The sequence below is a fragment of the Roseomonas populi genome, from assembly GCF_024594815.1.
In the GTDB taxonomy this organism is placed as follows: Bacteria; Pseudomonadota; Alphaproteobacteria; order Acetobacterales; family Acetobacteraceae; genus Roseomonas; species Roseomonas populi.
The window spans coordinates 1-15,011 of record NZ_JANJOU010000023.1 but is presented as its reverse complement, the minus strand read 5'-3'; the positions used below and the strand labels follow the sequence as shown (position 1 = coordinate 15,011).

Here is a 15,011-nt window from a genome sequence, read left to right as displayed (position 1 = left end):
CGGCCTAGCCTCCTCCATCCGCCAGCAAGCGCGGAACGGAGGAAACGATGACCACTCCCCATCACGGCCGCCGGGCCGTGCTCGGCGCCGCGGCCGCCCTGTCCGCCGCCGACCTCGCGCGCCCAGCCCTGGCCCAGGGGGCCGTCCCCTTCTCGACCGGCACGGAGGCCCCGCGCTTCCGCGCCCCGCCGAATGCCTGCGACTGCCACTTCCACATCTACGACAACCGCACCCCGCCCGCCCCCGGCGGCCTCGCCGCGCCGGATGCCTCGCCGGACGACTACCGCAAGCTGCAGCAGCGCATCGGCACCACGCGCGGCGTCGTCGTCCAGCCCTCCCTCTACGGCACGGACAACACGCCCACGCTGCGGGGCATGGCCGCCCTGGGTCCGAACTTCCGCGGCGTCGCCGTGGTGAACACCTCCGTCACGGATGCGGAGCTGCAGCGCCTGCACGGGCTGGGTATCCGTGGCATCCGCTTCAACCTCGCCCAGTTCGGCGCCACCACGCTGGAGATGCTGGAACCCCTCTCCCAGCGCGTGGACGCCCTGGGCTGGCACTGCCAGATCAACATGCCCGGCGAGAAGATCGTGGATGCCGCCGAGACCTTCCGCCGCGTCCGCGGCAAGCTCGTCTTCGACCACCTCGCCCACTGCCCCCAGCCCGCCGGCGTGAACAGCGAGACCTTCAAGGTGATCCGCGCCCTGATCGACAAGGGCAACACCTGGGTGAAGCTCTCCGGCGCCTATGCGGACACGAAGTCCGGCCCGCCCGCCTACGCCGATTCCAGCGCCGTCGCCCGCGCCTTCGCCGCCGCGGCGCCCCAGCGCATGGTCTGGGGCAGCGACTGGCCGCACCCGACCGAGGCCGCGGACAAGAAGCCGGACGACGCCGTGCTCTTCGATCTCCTCACGAACTGGGTGCCGGACGAGGCCGCGCGCAAGCGCATCCTCGTGGACAACCCCGCCGAGCTCTACGACTTCCCGAGGACCTGACCAGGGCAGGGGAGGGGGCCCGGCCCTCTCCCCACCCGTTGACCGCACTGATCCCGCCATGCACGAGATCGGCGCAGAGACGCCGCCGGCCCCGTCGCGCCGGACAAGGCGAGAGACGGGACAGGAAACCTTCATGACGCCCTCCGGCATCAGCCGCCGCGCCGCGCTCGCGCTCCTGCCAGCGCCCCTGCTGGCATCCCGCGCCCGCGCCGCCCTGCCGGACCGCCCCCTGCGCCTCGTCCTCGGCTTCCCGCCCGGCAGCGGCCCGGACGTGGTGGGCCGCATCCTGGCGGAGGGCCTGCGCGAATCCCTCCCGGCGGGCGTGGTGATCGACAACAAGCCCGGCGCCGCCGGCGCCATCGCCGCGCAGGAGATCGCCCGCGCCGCCCCGGCGGACGGCACCGCCCTGCTGTTCGGGGAAGTCGGCCAGCTCGCCATGGCCCCCAGCACCTATGCCCGCCTGCCCTACGACCCCGCGCGGGACTTCGCCCCCGTCGCTCAGGTCGCGGCCGCCGACTTCGCCTTCGTCGTTCCCACCACAGTCGCCGCCAGCACCCTGGCCGACTATGTCGCCTGGGCGAAGGGCGCGCCGCAGGTCTTCATGGGCACCTTCGGCGCCGGCACGCCCGGCCATTTCGGCGCCGCCATCCTGGCGAACGAGGCGGGCTTCCCGATCGAGGCCGTGCACTTCCGCAGCACCGGCGATGCGATGACGGCGATCCTCAACGGCAACGTCCAGGGCATGTTCGGCACCGTCGCCCTCGTTGCCCCGCACGTGAAGGCCGGCAAGCTGAAGGCCCTGGCCGTCACCGGCCCCGCCCGTTCCCCCCTGCTGCCGGAGGTCCCCACCACGGCGGAGCTCGGCCGCCCCTCGCTCGCCTTCGACGCCTGGTTCGGCCTCGTCGCCCCCGCCGCGACGCCCGCCGCCACCCTCGCCTCCCTCGATGAGGCGGTGGGCCGCGCCCTGTCGGCCCCCGCGCTCCGCAGCAAGATGGAGGAGGCCGGCTTCCGCGCCGCCCCCCAGGGCCGCGAGGCCTTCGGCGCCCACATGCGCGCCGAGACGACCCGCTGGGCCGAGGTGGTGAGGAAGACCGGCTTCCGCGCGATCGAGTAGGCTCTGCCGCGGCCGGAACGGAAGGAACGACCTTGGCACTTCGCGGCTGGACGAGCCTCGCTTGGCAGGCCGATTACGGCCAGTTCTACCTCGTCGATCCTGGGGACGCCGCCTTCCGGCCCCCGGAGGAGATCACGCCGGAGATGGAGAGGTGCAGCCTCTTCGTCCTGCCTGCTGGCCTCGTGGTCTACACCGAGGGCTGCCTGCAACAGCGCATCGATATCGCCATCCACGACGCCGAGCCGGACCATCCCCCGGCCGAGCCAATGAGCGGGAATCCCTGGACCCGGACCGGAATGGCCGAGCTGTCCTTCCCCTCGCGCCGCTTCTCGATCTCCAGCCCCTCGAGCCCCGACCCGCTGCCGTGCGGCCCCTTCTTCCTTCTCGACAGCGCCGCGGCGAAGGCCAGGATCAACTGGATGGAATTCCAGGGCAGCCGGGACGACAGCGTGCCGGTCGAGCCAGACGTCATCAGCATCGCGCTCTGGCCGGCCTGAACGCCTGGGCGGCGGAAGCGAGAGCGGCTTCCGTTCGCCTTGGCTCACTGCGACCGCTTTAGCCCATTGCTTGTGGAGCCGATTCACCCGTCCCGGTGATCACCGGAACGGGATCGGCTCTAGATCGAGAAAACCCGGATCCGCACCAGCTCTGGCTGCCGCTCCCCGAAGCCGATGAACAGGCTCCGCCCCAGCCACGCATGGTCCGGCGCCGCGGTCTCGAAAACCGGCGTCGTGCGGAAATAAACCCGTTCCGGCGGCACCGGCTCCCCGCGCATCAGCCGCGCCATGTCCTCCGGCGCGGCGGTGCGAAGCCCGCGGTTCACCACATAGACCAGCGCGCCGTCCGAGAGCCGGATCGTGTAGCGCGCCTCGATCTCCGCCACCCCGTCCGGCCGGATCAGCTGGAAATCCGCCCCGCCTGGCAGGATCTCCCCCTCCATCCGCGGCCCGGAGGCCCGCCCGCCATGGATCGGGATGATCCGCCGCTCTCCCAGGGGCGTGGCGCCCACCAGGACCGGCGGCCCCACCGCCACGTCCAGTTCCCCGACAAACTCCCCCAGAGCCTCGGCCATCATCCGCCCTCAGATCCGCCCGGCATCGTCGAGCCGCTTCACCAGCTTCTTCGCCAGCCCCTTCCCGATCCACCCCGCGATCGGCGCGGCCGGGATCACCAGCACCCAGCCGGCATGCACGCCCTGCGTGACCATGCCCAGCCCAAGGGCGAGCATCAGCCCCCCCACCAGCGCGCCCATCACCCCGGCCGTGAGCCCGAGAACGAGGATGTCTTCGCGGATTCCCATCCGCGCCCGTTACGGACCCCGTTCCTGTTTGACAAGCGCCCCCTGATCCCCTATCGGCCGCCCCTCTTCCCGGGAACGTGGACGTGCCCAGGGGCTTTTGCCCCGAAGTGGCGCGCGCCCGCCCCGGCCCCGCACTCCCGCGGGCGCCGAAGGACTACCGGGACAACACCACGGGCAACGAGCTGAACAGCCGCCAGCCCGGACTGCGAAAGGAGCCGGCGCATGACCAAGCGCGCGGAAAGCAAGTACAAGATCAACCGCCGCCTCGGCGTGAACCTCTGGGGCCGCGCCAAGTCCCCGATCGCCAAGCGCGAGTATGGCCCCGGCCAGCACGGCCAGCGCCGCAAGAACAAGCCGACGGACTTCGGCATCCAGCTGATGGCGAAGCAGAAGCTGAAGGGCTACTACGGCAACATCGGCGAGAAACAGTTCCGCAAGTACTACGACGAGGCCGTGCGCCGTAAGGGCGACACCTCCGAGAACCTGATCGAGCTGCTGGAGCGCCGCCTGGACTGCGTCGTGTACCGCATGAAGTTCGTGGTCACGCCCTTCGCCGCCCGCCAGTTCGTCAACCACGGCCACATCACCGTCAACGGGCAGAAGGTGAACATCGCCTCCTACCTCGTGAAGGACGGCGACGTGATCGAGGTGAAGGAGAAGTCGAAGGGCCTCACCGCCGTGCTCGACGCCGCCCAGTCCGGCGAGCGCGACGTGCCGGAGTACATCCAGGTGGACCACCGCCAGATGAAGGGTTCCTTCGTCCGCGCCCCGAAGCTGTCCGACGTGCCCTACCCCGTGCAGATGGAGCCGAACCTGGTCGTCGAGTTCTACTCGCGCTGATCGGTTCGTTCCTCTCGCGCTGATGGTTCGATGGGCGCGCTGAACCCGCGCGCCCATCGAAGCGTTGCCCGGACGGCCGGAGGGGATCACCCTCCGGCCGTCTCTGTTTTCCGGGGATCGCACGCCATGCCGCAGGACCAGCTCCGCCGCCTTCTCTGCCTCATCCTGCCCTGGGTGCAGATCGCCACCGCCTTCCTGCCGGCCATGGGCATCGGCACATCCATGGCCGTCGTCTCCGCCGCCACCCGCACCCCCGTGGTGCCCGCCGGCTACGCCTTCTCCATCTGGAGCATCATCTTCGCCCTCGCGGCCGCCTACGGCATCTGGCAGTTCCTGCCGGCCAACCGCGACAGCGCGCTCGCCCGCCGCACCGGCTGGCCGCTCGCCGGCAGCTTCGCCCTCAACACCCTCTGGCAGGTCACCTCGCAGCTCACCGGCTCGGTCGGGTTCGGGCTCTTCCTCATCATCCTGGCCAGCCTCGCCTGCGCCCTCTGGGCCCTCTTCACCGCCCGCAACACGCCGGAGCCGGGCCTCGGCGCCCGCTGGATCGTCACCCCGCTCACCGGCCTTCTCGCCGGGTGGCTCACCGCCGCCAGCTTCGTGAACCTCTCCTCCGCCTCCCGCGCGGCGGGCGTCCTGCCGGAGCACGGCATTGCCGCCACGCTCGCTGCCGTCATCATCCTTCTCGCGGCCGGGGGCGCCGCCGCCGCCCTCGTCTGGCTCCTGCGGCGCGATGCCGGCTGGTTCGCGGCCGCCATCCTCTGGGCCTTCGTCGGCGTCGTCGCGGCCAACCTGGGCGTGAACCAGGTGAACATTCCCGCCGCGCTGGCCGCGGCCGTGATGCTGGCACTCGTCTTTGCCGTCACCTGGCAGCGCCGCCGGGCCGATCCCCTGCCGGCCTGACGCGCGCCAGACACCCGCCCCTGCGGCGACCCGGCTGTGTGCGGCGGCAGATTCGCGCAGCCGAGTTCCGCGCGCCCCGTGTTGACGGCACCCGCCCGCGCTCCGCAGGCTGCCCCGACGAATCAGGGAAGGCAAACACCATGATGAGACGCGCGATCCTGGCGACGGTCACCGCCGTCGCCGCGCTCCTCGGCGCCCAAGGCCCCGCCGAGGCTGGCGGCCTATATGATGCCATCAAGGCGCGCGGCGTCCTCAACTGCGGCATCCACACGGGCCTCCCCGGCTTCGCCCTGCCGGATTCGCGCGGGGTGTGGCAGGGCTTCGACGTGGATTTCTGCCGCGGCCTCGCGGCGGCCCTGTTCAACGACCCCGACAAGGTCCGCTACACCCCGCTCTCCTCCCCGACGCGCTTCACCGCCCTTTCCTCGGGCGAGGTGGACGTGCTCTTCCGCGTCAGCACGGAGACGATGCTCCGCGACGTCGGGCTGGGCATCCGTGCCATCACGCCGAACTTCTACGACGGCCACGGCTTCATGGTGCGTGGCAACACGAACATCTCCAAGGCATCGGAGCTGGGGGGCGCCACCATCTGCCTGCTGCAGGGCACGACGAACGAGCAGGTGACGGCCGAGTATTTCCGCACCAACAACCTCCAGTTCAGCCCCGTGCTCTTCGCCCGCACCGATCAGGCCACGGACGCGCTGCAGGCCGGCCGCTGCGACGCCTTCGGGACGGACGCCTCCCAGCTCGCCGCCGTCCGGTCCTCCATGCAGAACCCGGGCGAGTGGAAGATCCTCGACGAGCGCTTCTCGAAGGAGCCCTACGGCCCCTATGTCCGCCGCGGCGACGACGAGTGGTACGACGTGGTCCGCTGGTACGTGAACGCCGTGATCCAGGCCGAGGAGAGCGGCGTCACCCGCGCCAACGTGGACGAGATGAAGCGCACCACCACCAACCCCGACACCCGCCGCCTCCTGGGCGTCACGCCGGAGCTGGGCCAGGCCCTGAAGCTGGACCCGAACTGGGTGGTGAACATCGTCAAGGCGGTCGGCAACTACGGCGAGATCTACGAGCGCCACATGGGCCCTCGCTCGCCTGTCGGCCTCGCCCGGGGCGCGAACGAGCTGTGGACGCGCGGCGGGCTGCTCTACGCCCTGCCGATGCGCTGAGCGGGAAGGGGGGGCGGCCCTGAGGGGCCGCCCTACTCCATCCGCGCCCCGGAGATCTCCACCATCTCCTTCCACATCGGCCGTTCCCGATCCATGCGCGCCCGCGCACCGGCCGGCGTGGTGGCCATCGCCTGCCCTCCGGCCCTCAGGAAGCGCTGCCGGATCGCCTCGTCCTCGGAGACCGACTTCACCGCCGCCACCAGCCGGTCCTGCACGGGGCCGGGCAGCCCGGCCGGGCCGATCAGCGCGGACCAGGCCGTGACAACGAAGTCCGGCACGCCCGCCTCGGCCATGGTGGGGATCCCCGGCATGGTCGGCCAGCGCTCGGCCGTGGTCATGCCGAGCGCCGTCATCTGCCCCTGCCCGATCACGCCGGCATAGGAGGCCAGGTTGTCGATCGCGAAGTCCACGTCGCCCGAGAGCATGGCCGGGATCACCTGCGCCGCGCTGCGGAACGGCACATGGGTACAGGCGATCCCCGCCCGCTTGAACAGCAGTTCCGAGCAGAGATGCGCCGAGGTGCCCACGCCGGAGGTGCCGTAGACCACGCCGCCGGGCTTCGTCTTCGCCCAGGCCAGGAAGTCCTGCATCGTCCGCGCCGGCACGAACTTCTCCGACACCACCGCGACGTTCGGCACCTCGAAGGCCAGCGACACCGCCGTCAGGTCGCGCACGGGGTCATAGGGCATGGAGGGGTAGAGGAAGGGATTGATGACGAAGTTGCCCACGGGCGCGGTGCCCAGCACGTAGCCGTCGGGCGCCGACTTCGCGACCGCGTCCACCCCGATATTGCCGCCCGCGCCGGAGCGGTTCTCGACCACCACGGGCTGGCCCAGCCGCTCGCGCAGCCCGTCCGCCAGGATGCGCGTCAGCACGTCCGTCGCGCCGCCAGCGGGATAGGGACAAACCAGGCGGATCGGGCGGTTCGGGTAGTCGGACTGGGCGAGGGCGGGGGCCGCCAGGGTCATGGCCCCGGCGGATCCCAGGAAAAGACGGCGAGAGAGCATCGGAATCCTGACTCTGCTGTGCAACACGGGGGAAGTTTGCCGGATCGCGCCCGGACGCAAGCCTCCCGCTCCGCGGCCCGCACGCCAGTTCCGTGCCAGCCTGCTAGAGGCGCAGCCCCATGCGCCGGATCATGGCGGATTCGTCCTTCACGGTCCTGCGCACGAAGTTCGTGTACTCCTCCGGCCCCATCGGCATCGCCGGCATGTCGTACCGGTCCAGCACCGCCGCGTGGGCCGCATCGGCGATCGCCGGCCGGAATGCCGCGTCCAGCGCGCGCACCACGGCGGGGTCCATCCCCTTCGGCCCCGCCACCCCGTAGGGCGAGGTGGAGACGATATCCATCCCCAGTTCCTTCAGCGTCGGCACGTTCGGGAAGCGCTTGGCCCGCTCCGGCCCCCAGGTGACGAGCAGCCGCAGCCGCCCCTCCTCCACCAGCGGGCCCCAGCCGGAGCTGTCCGCCGTGGCGTGGATCTGGCCGCCCAGCAACGCCCCCATGTTCTCCGCCACGCCGCGGAAGGGGACGTGGACGTAGCTGATGTCCCGCATCCCCGCGATCTGCTCCATGGTGATGTGCAGCGAGGTGCCGACGCCCGGGGTTCCGTAGTTGAGCTTCCCCGGATTCGCCTTCGCATCCGCCAGGAAGGCCGGGAAATCCGCCCAGGGCGCGTCCGCCTTCACCACCACGCCGAAGAGATAGCCCGTGAGGTGGGTGACGTAGGTGAAGTCGGTCAGCGGATCGAAGGGGGGGCGCTGGCTCATGTAGGGCACGCGGAACACGCTGATCGGCATCTGCGCGAGGGTGTAGCCGTCCGGCCGCTCGCTCAGCAGCGCCTGCGCGCCGAGGATACCGCCGGCACCCGCCTTGTTCTCCACGATCACGGGCTGGCCGAGCCGCTTGCTGGCGGCATCGCAGAAGGCCCGCATCTGAACGTCCGTCGTGCCGCCCGGCGCCCAGGGCACGAGCATCCGGATCGCCTTGTCCGGGAAGCCCCGCTGCGCAAGGGCAGGACGGGCCAGCGCGGCGGCGCCCAGGCCGAGCGCCTGGCGTCGGGTGACAAGCATGGGATTCTTCCCCGGTTCGTTTCCTCCTCGTGAGTATCGGCGGGGCTTCGAGCCAAGGGGAAGGGGAATCGCGGTTCACCCTCCCCGGCGCAGCCGGGGCAAAACCAGCAGGGCTACGAGCAGCAACTGCCCCGCCGCGAGGAGCTGCGGCAGGAGCCAGCTGCCCGTGGTCGTTACCAGCACGGAGAAGATGGCCGGTGGGATGAGATAGCCGAGGAAGGAGAGGGTGGTGGAGCCCGCCGTCGCCTCCGCGATGCGGCCTGGCGGGGAGAGGCGCGCGATCTCCGCTTGGTAGATGCCGTTCCAGCTGGCCACCAGCGAGCCGGAGAGGAGGCCGAGAAGCAGGGTGGGAACGAAGCCCAGCGGTGGCAGCAGGACGAAGAGGGCGACGGAGGCCGCGCCGCCCAGGCCCTGGCCGAGGAGGTTCATCGCGGCGTTGCCGGTACGGTCGGCCATCCAGCCGAGGATGATGCGCGCCAGTACGCCGCCCGCCTGCATGGCCGCGAAGACGGCGCCGGCCTGGACGAGGGAGAGGCCGCGCGTCTCCGTCAGCCAGGTGACGGCGAAGGCGAAGAAACAGCCCTGCACCGTGGCGAGCGAGCAGGCGAGCCAAGTGAGAGGCGGCAGCAGCGGGTGGAGCCGCAGCGCGGCGAAGGGGCCGGCGAGGTTGCCGCGGCCGAGAAGCGCGCGCGGGTGGACGGGGCGGTCCGGCTCCCGCTCCACGTCGAGGGAGCGGCGGCTGGGCTGGATGATCGCGGCGGCGGCGAGGGCCAGGGCGATGGCGCAGGCCAGGGCAACGGGCCAGCCCTGGTGGGCGGCAACGGGGGCGACGACGAGGCCAGCCAGCACGCCACCCAGCGGAGCGCCCGCCTGCTTGACAGAGAAGATGAGGGAGCGGTGCCTCGGCGGGGCGGTGGCCGCGAGGATGCGGCTGCCTGCCGGCGGGGTGGGGCCGTAGCCGACGCCCACCAGGAAGGCGGCGAGAGCCAGGGCGAAGGTTCCGCCGAGTGTGACAGTGGCGAGGCCGGCCGCTGCCACGAGGGCGCCGCCCTGGAGGGTACGGACGGGGCCGAGGCGGGCCAGGATCGGGCCGCCCAGGACGAGGAAGAAGAGGGTGCCGAAGGTGGCGAGGGCGGAAAGGTGCCCTGCCGCTTCGGGTGGGAGGCCGGCGCTGCCCGTGAGAAGGGGGGCGAGGACAGGGACGCACTGGTTCAGGAAGGCCGCCACCGTCTGCATCAGCAGGGTGACGGCGAGGGCGACCTTCCAGGAGGCGCCAGCGAGGCCTTTCGGACCTTTGTCGGGTGGAGCGGGCCCGGGGTCCTGGTGAGGGATGGGCCCGCCGTCCCTCATGCCGCCTGGGTGTGGGGGATGCCGTTCTCGGTGAGGAGGGTGGCCAACTCGCCGGACTGGAACATCTCGGTGATGATGTCGCAGCCGCCGACGAACTCACCCTTCACGTAGAGCTGGGGGATGGTCGGCCAGTTGGAGAAGGCCTTGATGCCTTCGCGGACTTCCGGATCGGCGAGGACGTTCACGCCGTGGAAGGGGACGCCCATGTGGGAGAGGATCTGCACCACGCGGGCGGAGAAGCCGCACTGCGGGAAGACCGGCGTGCCCTTCATGAAGAGGGTGACGGGGTTGGCTTCGATCTCGCCCTTGATCTGGGCGAAAACGGGGTTGTCGGACATGGCTGGCTCTTTCACTCGGGGGCCGAGGTCTGGAGGGCGAGGGCGTGGAGTTCGCCGCCCATGCGGCCCTGGAGGGCCGCATAGACGATCTGATGCTGCTTCACGCGGGGGATGCCGCGGAAGGATTCTGAGATGACGGTAGCGGCGTAGTGGTCGCCGTCACCGGCCAGGTCCTCGATGGTGACCTTGGCGTCGGGGAGTGCGGCCCGGATCAGGGCCTCGATCTCGGCGGCGGGCATGGCCATCGCGGGGTTCCTCTCAGGCGTCCGACATGAGGGCGGGGAGGGTGCCCTCATGTGCGGCGCGCAGCGCATCCAGGGATATGGCGGGGTGGCCGGGCAGCGCCAAGGCCCCGGTGGTGCCGGCCAGCGCGGCGATGCGCATGGCGGGGATGCCCGCTTCCCTCGCTGCGGCGAGGAGGGCGGGGGCGTCGGGGGTGGCGCAGAGGTATCGGGCCTGATCCTCGCCGAACCAGAAGGCGTGGGCGGGGATGCCGGGGGGCGGGGCCTCGAGGTTCATGCCGAGGTTCGCGGCCAGGGCCATCTCGGCGAGGGCGACGAGGAGACCGCCATCGGCCACGTCGTGACAGGCGGCGATGGCGCCGGCGAGGATCTTCTCGCGGACGAAGTCGCCGGTGCGGCGCTCGGTGGCGAGGTCAACGGGCGGGGGGGCGCCTTCCTCGCGGCCGGCGATCTCGCGGAGCCAGAGGGACTGGCCGAGATGGCCGCGGGTCTCGCCGAGGAGGACGATCTCGTTGCCGGGCCTGGGGGCGATGCCGGTGGCCTTGCGGGCGTCCTCGATCACGCCGACGCCGCCGATGGCGGGGGTGGGGAGGATGGCCGTGGGGTGCTCGACGCCGCGGGTCTCGTTGTAGAGGCTGACGTTGCCGGACACGACGGGGTAGTCCAGGGCCTCGCACGCTGCCTTCATGCCGCGGATGGCGGCGGCGAACTGGCCCATGATCTCCGGGCGCTCGGGGTTACCGAAGTTCATGTTGTCGGTGATCGCGAGGGGCTTGGCGCCTGTCGCGGTGATGTTGCGCCAGGTCTCGACGACTGCTTGCGCGCCGCCGACCTCCGGATCCGCCGCGCAGTAGCGGGGGGTGACGTCCGTCGTCATCGCGAGGGCCTTGAGGCTGTCCTCGAGCTTCACGATGGCGGCGTCGGCCTGGCCGGGGCGGCGGACGGTCTGGCCGTTCACGGCGCTGTCGTACTGGTCCCAGATCCAGCGGCGGGAGCAGAGGTCGGGGCTGGCCATGAGGGTCTTCAGGGCGGCGGGGATGCCGACGGGGTCCGTGACCGTGGCGGGGTCCAGCAGGGGTTGCTTCGGGGTCTCGGCCGTGGGGCGGCGGTAGAGGGGGGCCTGGGATTCGAGGGGGGCGAGGGGGATGTCCGCCTCAAGCACGCCGTTGTGGCGGAGGGTGATGCGGCCGGTGTCGGTGAGGTGGCCGATGACGGCGAAGTCCAGTTCCCACTTGCGGAAGATGGCCTCGGCCACGTGCTCCTCGCCGGGCTTGAGGACCATGAGCATGCGCTCCTGGCTCTCGCTCAGCATCATCTCGTAGGCGGACATCCCCTCCTCGCGCTGGGGGACGTTCTCCATGATCAGCTCGATGCCGACGCCGCCCTTGCCGGCCATCTCCACGCTGCTGCTGGTGAGGCCGGCGGCGCCCATGTCCTGGATGGCGACGATGGCGTCGGTCTCCATCAGTTCGAGGCAGGCCTCGATCAGGAGCTTTTCCGCGAAGGGGTCGCCGATCTGGACGGTGGGGCGCTTCTCCTCCGCGTCCTCCGAGAATTCCGCGCTGGCCATGGTGGCGCCGTGGATGCCGTCCCGGCCGGTCTTGCTGCCGACATAGACCACGGGGTTGCCGATGCCGGCGGCGGCGCTGAGGAAGATGCGGTCCTGGCGGGCGATGCCCACCGTCATGGCGTTGACCAGGGGGTTGCCGTTGTAGGCGGGGTGGAAGTTCACCTCTCCGCCGACCGTGGGCACGCCGACGCAGTTGCCGTAGCCGCCGATGCCGCGGACGACGCCATCCAGGATGCGCTTCGTGTTGGGGTTGTCCACGGCGCCGAAGCGGAGGGCGTTGAGGTTGGCGATGGGGCGGGCGCCCATGGTGAAGACATCGCGGAGGATGCCGCCGACGCCGGTGGCGGCGCCCTGGTAGGGCTCGATGAAGCTGGGGTGGTTGTGGCTCTCCATCTTGAAGATGGCGGCCAGGCCGTCGCCGATGTCGATGACGCCGGCATTCTCACCCGGGCCGTGGATGACCCAGGGGGCCTTGGTGGGGAGTTCCTTCAGCCAGACGCGGCTGGATTTGTAGGAGCAGTGCTCGCTCCACATTACGGAGAAGATGCCGAGCTCCGTGAGGCTGGGGGTGCGGCCGAGGATGGCCAGCACGTTGTCGAACTCATCGCCCTTCAGGCCGAAATCCTTGGCGAGGGAGCGGGCCTTCGCTGCGTCCAAGAGGTTGGCGGGGGTTTCGGGGGCGTTCGGCATGGGCGGGTTTTGGGGAGAGGGGGGGCGGTTGTCGAGGGGCCTTTCCGGGGTGGGGGTGGGCGGTTGTTGCATGGGTGGGGGTTAGGACCACGCGAGCCGCACTGAGCGGGAGATGCGGCGGCGGCCCTCGGCGGCCTTGAAGAGGTATTTCAGGCTTTTCAGGCGGGTTTTCAGGGCAACGAGGCCGGCGCGGGTTGTGGGCGCGGCGGTTGGGACGGCGCGGGCGAGCATTTCGGACAAATCTGGATCGGGCAGGAGCCAGGGCGGGGCGGGGAGGGCGCTGCGGAGGCCGATTCGGCGGATGAGGACGAGGAAGGGCAGGCCGAGGAGGCGGTGGGCGCGGCGGCAGGCGCGGAGGATGAGGATTTTCGACGCGTGAAGATATGTGCCAAAGCCCGACTATGCATCCTCAAGCAATTCGAATAGATGCTTTCAAGTATAAACGTTTTTTACCTCGGCAACGTAGGGGTGGCTTATGATTCATTTGACGGAAGCAGACTACCGCGACCTTGTCGCCGCCAACCTCTCTGTCATCGACAAGTCGCTGACACTTGTTGGGGTTGAACACGAGATGCGTTTGCCGGACGGCCGAGTATCAAGAATTGATGTTCTGGCTCGAGACAAATTCGGGTGTTTCACCGTTATTGAAATTAAGAAAAGCAATCAAACTGCGCGAAGTGCAGTTCAGCAGCTTTATAAGTACGCCCACTTCCTTAAGAAGAATAATCGACTGAGGGTTGATCAGATTAGATGTGTGGCGATTTCGACTCATTGGGACGAATTGCGGGCGCCATTTAGTGAGTTTCGGCATTTTTCTGAATACGAAAGTGTGGCTCTGCGACTTACGTTAAATGGGTCCGGCAGTTTTTCGGTTGAGGAAGTTGAGTGCGAGTATGAAGTGGGTGGCGGCGAGTCCATACACAACTACATATTCTTCGAGTTTAAATCGAAAGGCATTCGCGATGATGCTTATAAGATCTTCTTGGATGCATTGTCCAAAATCGCACCGAACTTGAACTCGGTTCTGATAAAAATGAATGCGAAGCCAAACGGAAAACTAGTCAATCCTTATGGGTTTTCCTGGAGTGTCTTCTGCACAGACGGGTCAGGATTATCCGATTCAATCCTTGCGCTAAAAAATATGCCTGATCTTTCGCCGGAGTTTTTCTCAGGTAACCCCTTGGTGGCAAGCTGGAACGATGGGAGTATAGAAGCAGAAACGCGTGAACTCATCTTGTCCAAGGTGCCGATTGTTAGGGCTGGGTATGGCGAGTATGGGTGTTACGCTATACATTCTCTCAATAATACTCTCCATGGTTGGGAGGTAGTAGAAACTCTTAAATTCGGCTCCATGTTTGCAAATGGGCTATACTCTGAGGACGAGGCGCGTGCCTTCGCATGCGGTTTTCTTGGGAAACATCCCTACAATTTTGTTGCTCAGGTTACTCCCAAACGGCCGCCCCATTTGAATTTTGTACGCGAGCAGGTGCAAAAGTTTTTGAGAACGAACCCAAGTTGGCAGCAAAGTGTGTCATACATCTTTGATGAGTTGGATTCCGATGTAGAGGCTGAAATTACTATCTACAATCCACTCAATTTTTGTGGCTGGCTCTGCGACTTGTACAGAGAGGGGCAAAGTAGCAGGATTCCGCATTTCGAGATCGTCGTAACGGGCGGAGAAGCGCCGATCCGCTACTTCGGGACCCTTGTTTGGAATGGCATGATCTTGAAGACAAAGTTGAAGGATGCATTGAAGGCGGTTTATCCTTCCGAGTCCATCGCTCATATGAGATCCGTTAATCAGTGGATCAACGAATACGATGACAAGTTATTTCGAAAATTTGGCATCAAGCATGAAGTGTTCAGGCAGACTGACTCGGGAATTCATTGGCTTAACGCATGGGAGGATCCTATGAGATGGGAAGTTTCCACCAAGGACTTGAATAGTTTGAAGCGCTTCCTCCAACAACACGATCACTTGGTTGAGGCTGCTGGCAGGCATTTCGGAAAGTACACACTGAATTTGTGACTTCAGTTACGAGATTTATCAAATCCTTCCGCAGTAGAAAAATCATCCGGCTTATTTGCTGGGCGACGAGCCAGCCGTACGGCTTCGGCGATGAAGCTCGTATTGACGCGCCTAAACGACCGCCATGGGAAGCATGCGGATTCTGATTGGGCTGAAATCAGTGATGCCGACAGAGTGATCTGTCGGCGCATCCTGAGACAATGCTTCCCTCTCACCTCGGTGACACTTCTCCTGTCCAGCCGCCCGATTAACGGGCCTGAACCGGGGAAACCATCGAGATGCGCGACGAATCCCTCCGTTTTCTGGAGGAACTGATCAGGGCTCCGTCCCCGAGTGGGTATGAGGGCGAGGTGGCGCGGCTGTACCGGGACTACGCCCGGCCCTATGCCGACAGCATCACC

15 protein-coding genes are annotated in these 15,011 nt (G+C 68.0%); 7 read left to right on the top strand and 8 right to left on the bottom strand.

Annotated elements, in window-relative coordinates; genetic code table 11:
* The first annotated feature begins 47 nt into the window (after positions 1–47).
* The 3 genes from NRP21_RS21580 (at position 48) to NRP21_RS21570 (ending at position 2,606) form a co-directional block, all read left to right on the top strand.
* Positions 48–995, top strand: coding sequence for an amidohydrolase family protein (locus NRP21_RS21580; RefSeq protein WP_257718308.1), 948 nt, complete (start codon positions 48–50; stop codon positions 993–995).
* Positions 996–1,128: 133 nt separating this feature from the next.
* Positions 1,129–2,109: a Bug family tripartite tricarboxylate transporter substrate binding protein gene (locus NRP21_RS21575; RefSeq protein ID WP_257718307.1), complete on the top strand. Its 981-nt coding sequence runs from the start codon at positions 1,129–1,131 to the stop codon at positions 2,107–2,109.
* A gap of 32 nt (positions 2,110–2,141) precedes the next feature.
* Entirely contained in the window at positions 2,142–2,606 is a 465-nt protein-coding gene (locus tag NRP21_RS21570; protein ID WP_257718306.1) for a hypothetical protein, read from the top strand.
* 119 nt (positions 2,607–2,725) lie between these two features.
* On the opposite strand, the gene NRP21_RS21565 is transcribed toward NRP21_RS21570, so the two are convergent.
* Entirely contained in the window at positions 2,726–3,184 is a 459-nt protein-coding gene (locus NRP21_RS21565; RefSeq protein WP_257718305.1) for a DUF3237 domain-containing protein, read from the bottom strand.
* Positions 3,185–3,190: 6 nt separating this feature from the next.
* Positions 3,191–3,409, bottom strand: coding sequence for a hypothetical protein (locus tag NRP21_RS21560; protein ID WP_257718304.1), 219 nt, complete (start codon positions 3,407–3,409; stop codon positions 3,191–3,193).
* A 222-nt stretch (positions 3,410–3,631) separates the two neighbouring features.
* Between NRP21_RS21560 and rpsD the strand changes: the two genes are divergently transcribed.
* The 3 genes from rpsD to NRP21_RS21545 all read left to right on the top strand — a co-directional run bounded on the left by rpsD (position 3,632) and on the right by NRP21_RS21545 (position 6,321).
* On the top strand, positions 3,632–4,249 hold the full coding sequence (rpsD, locus tag NRP21_RS21555) for a 30S ribosomal protein S4 (protein WP_257718303.1): 618 nt from the start codon (positions 3,632–3,634) through the stop codon (positions 4,247–4,249).
* Between the two features lie 126 nt (positions 4,250–4,375).
* Positions 4,376–5,152: a hypothetical protein gene (locus NRP21_RS21550; RefSeq protein WP_257718302.1), complete on the top strand. Its 777-nt coding sequence runs from the start codon at positions 4,376–4,378 to the stop codon at positions 5,150–5,152.
* Between the two features lie 140 nt (positions 5,153–5,292).
* On the top strand, positions 5,293–6,321 hold the full coding sequence (locus tag NRP21_RS21545) for an amino acid ABC transporter substrate-binding protein (protein WP_308219924.1): 1,029 nt from the start codon (positions 5,293–5,295) through the stop codon (positions 6,319–6,321).
* Between the two features lie 32 nt (positions 6,322–6,353).
* Here NRP21_RS21545 and NRP21_RS21540 read toward each other — a convergent pair whose 3' ends face one another.
* The 6 genes from NRP21_RS21540 to purL form a co-directional block, all read right to left on the bottom strand.
* Positions 6,354–7,289 carry a Bug family tripartite tricarboxylate transporter substrate binding protein gene (locus NRP21_RS21540; RefSeq protein WP_257718301.1) on the bottom strand — a complete coding sequence of 312 codons (936 nt, stop codon included), beginning with the start codon at positions 7,287–7,289 and terminating at the stop codon, positions 6,354–6,356.
* A gap of 142 nt (positions 7,290–7,431) precedes the next feature.
* Positions 7,432–8,391 (bottom strand): tripartite tricarboxylate transporter substrate binding protein, encoded by a 960-nt coding sequence (locus NRP21_RS21535; RefSeq protein ID WP_257718300.1) that lies wholly within the window; start codon positions 8,389–8,391, stop codon positions 7,432–7,434.
* 75 nt (positions 8,392–8,466) lie between these two features.
* Positions 8,467–9,741 (bottom strand): MFS transporter, encoded by a 1,275-nt coding sequence (locus NRP21_RS21530; RefSeq protein ID WP_257718299.1) that lies wholly within the window; start codon positions 9,739–9,741, stop codon positions 8,467–8,469.
* The gene (gene grxD, locus NRP21_RS21525) at positions 9,738–10,079 is read right to left on the bottom strand and encodes a Grx4 family monothiol glutaredoxin (RefSeq protein WP_257718298.1); all 342 of its coding nucleotides are present in this window, start codon (positions 10,077–10,079) and stop codon (positions 9,738–9,740) included. Before grxD ends, NRP21_RS21530 begins: the two co-directional genes overlap by 4 nt.
* Before the next feature lie 11 nt (positions 10,080–10,090).
* Positions 10,091–10,324, bottom strand: a complete 234-nt coding sequence (locus NRP21_RS21520) for a BolA family protein (protein WP_257718297.1) — start codon at positions 10,322–10,324, stop codon at positions 10,091–10,093.
* Between the two features lie 13 nt (positions 10,325–10,337).
* Positions 10,338–12,581, bottom strand: a complete 2,244-nt coding sequence (gene purL, locus NRP21_RS21515; RefSeq protein ID WP_257718296.1) for a phosphoribosylformylglycinamidine synthase subunit PurL — start codon at positions 12,579–12,581, stop codon at positions 10,338–10,340.
* A 475-nt stretch (positions 12,582–13,056) separates the two neighbouring features.
* Between purL and NRP21_RS21510 the strand changes: the two genes are divergently transcribed.
* Positions 13,057–14,610, top strand: a complete 1,554-nt coding sequence (locus tag NRP21_RS21510) for an endonuclease NucS domain-containing protein (RefSeq protein WP_257718295.1) — start codon at positions 13,057–13,059, stop codon at positions 14,608–14,610.
* Positions 14,611–15,011: the final 401 nt, after the last annotated feature.

Coding starts and splice junctions, on each gene's coding strand:
- rpsD (WP_257718303.1), top strand. CDS start 3,632: ATGACCAAGCGCGCGGAAAGCAAGTACAAGATCAACCGCCGCCTCGGC.
- NRP21_RS21560 (WP_257718304.1), bottom strand. CDS start 3,409: ATGGGAATCCGCGAAGACATCCTCGTTCTCGGGCTCACGGCCGGGGTG.
- NRP21_RS21530 (WP_257718299.1), bottom strand. CDS start 9,741: ATGAGGGACGGCGGGCCCATCCCTCACCAGGACCCCGGGCCCGCTCCA.
- NRP21_RS21545 (WP_308219924.1), top strand. CDS start 5,293: ATGATGAGACGCGCGATCCTGGCGACGGTCACCGCCGTCGCCGCGCTC.
- NRP21_RS21540 (WP_257718301.1), bottom strand. CDS start 7,289: ATGACCCTGGCGGCCCCCGCCCTCGCCCAGTCCGACTACCCGAACCGC.
- NRP21_RS21580 (WP_257718308.1), top strand. CDS start 48: ATGACCACTCCCCATCACGGCCGCCGGGCCGTGCTCGGCGCCGCGGCC.
- NRP21_RS21510 (WP_257718295.1), top strand. CDS start 13,057: ATGATTCATTTGACGGAAGCAGACTACCGCGACCTTGTCGCCGCCAAC.
- NRP21_RS21550 (WP_257718302.1), top strand. CDS start 4,376: ATGCCGCAGGACCAGCTCCGCCGCCTTCTCTGCCTCATCCTGCCCTGG.
- NRP21_RS21520 (WP_257718297.1), bottom strand. CDS start 10,324: ATGGCCATGCCCGCCGCCGAGATCGAGGCCCTGATCCGGGCCGCACTC.
- purL (WP_257718296.1), bottom strand. CDS start 12,581: ATGCCGAACGCCCCCGAAACCCCCGCCAACCTCTTGGACGCAGCGAAG.
- NRP21_RS21535 (WP_257718300.1), bottom strand. CDS start 8,391: ATGCTTGTCACCCGACGCCAGGCGCTCGGCCTGGGCGCCGCCGCGCTG.
- grxD (WP_257718298.1), bottom strand. CDS start 10,079: ATGTCCGACAACCCCGTTTTCGCCCAGATCAAGGGCGAGATCGAAGCC.
- NRP21_RS21565 (WP_257718305.1), bottom strand. CDS start 3,184: ATGATGGCCGAGGCTCTGGGGGAGTTTGTCGGGGAACTGGACGTGGCG.
- NRP21_RS21575 (WP_257718307.1), top strand. CDS start 1,129: ATGACGCCCTCCGGCATCAGCCGCCGCGCCGCGCTCGCGCTCCTGCCA.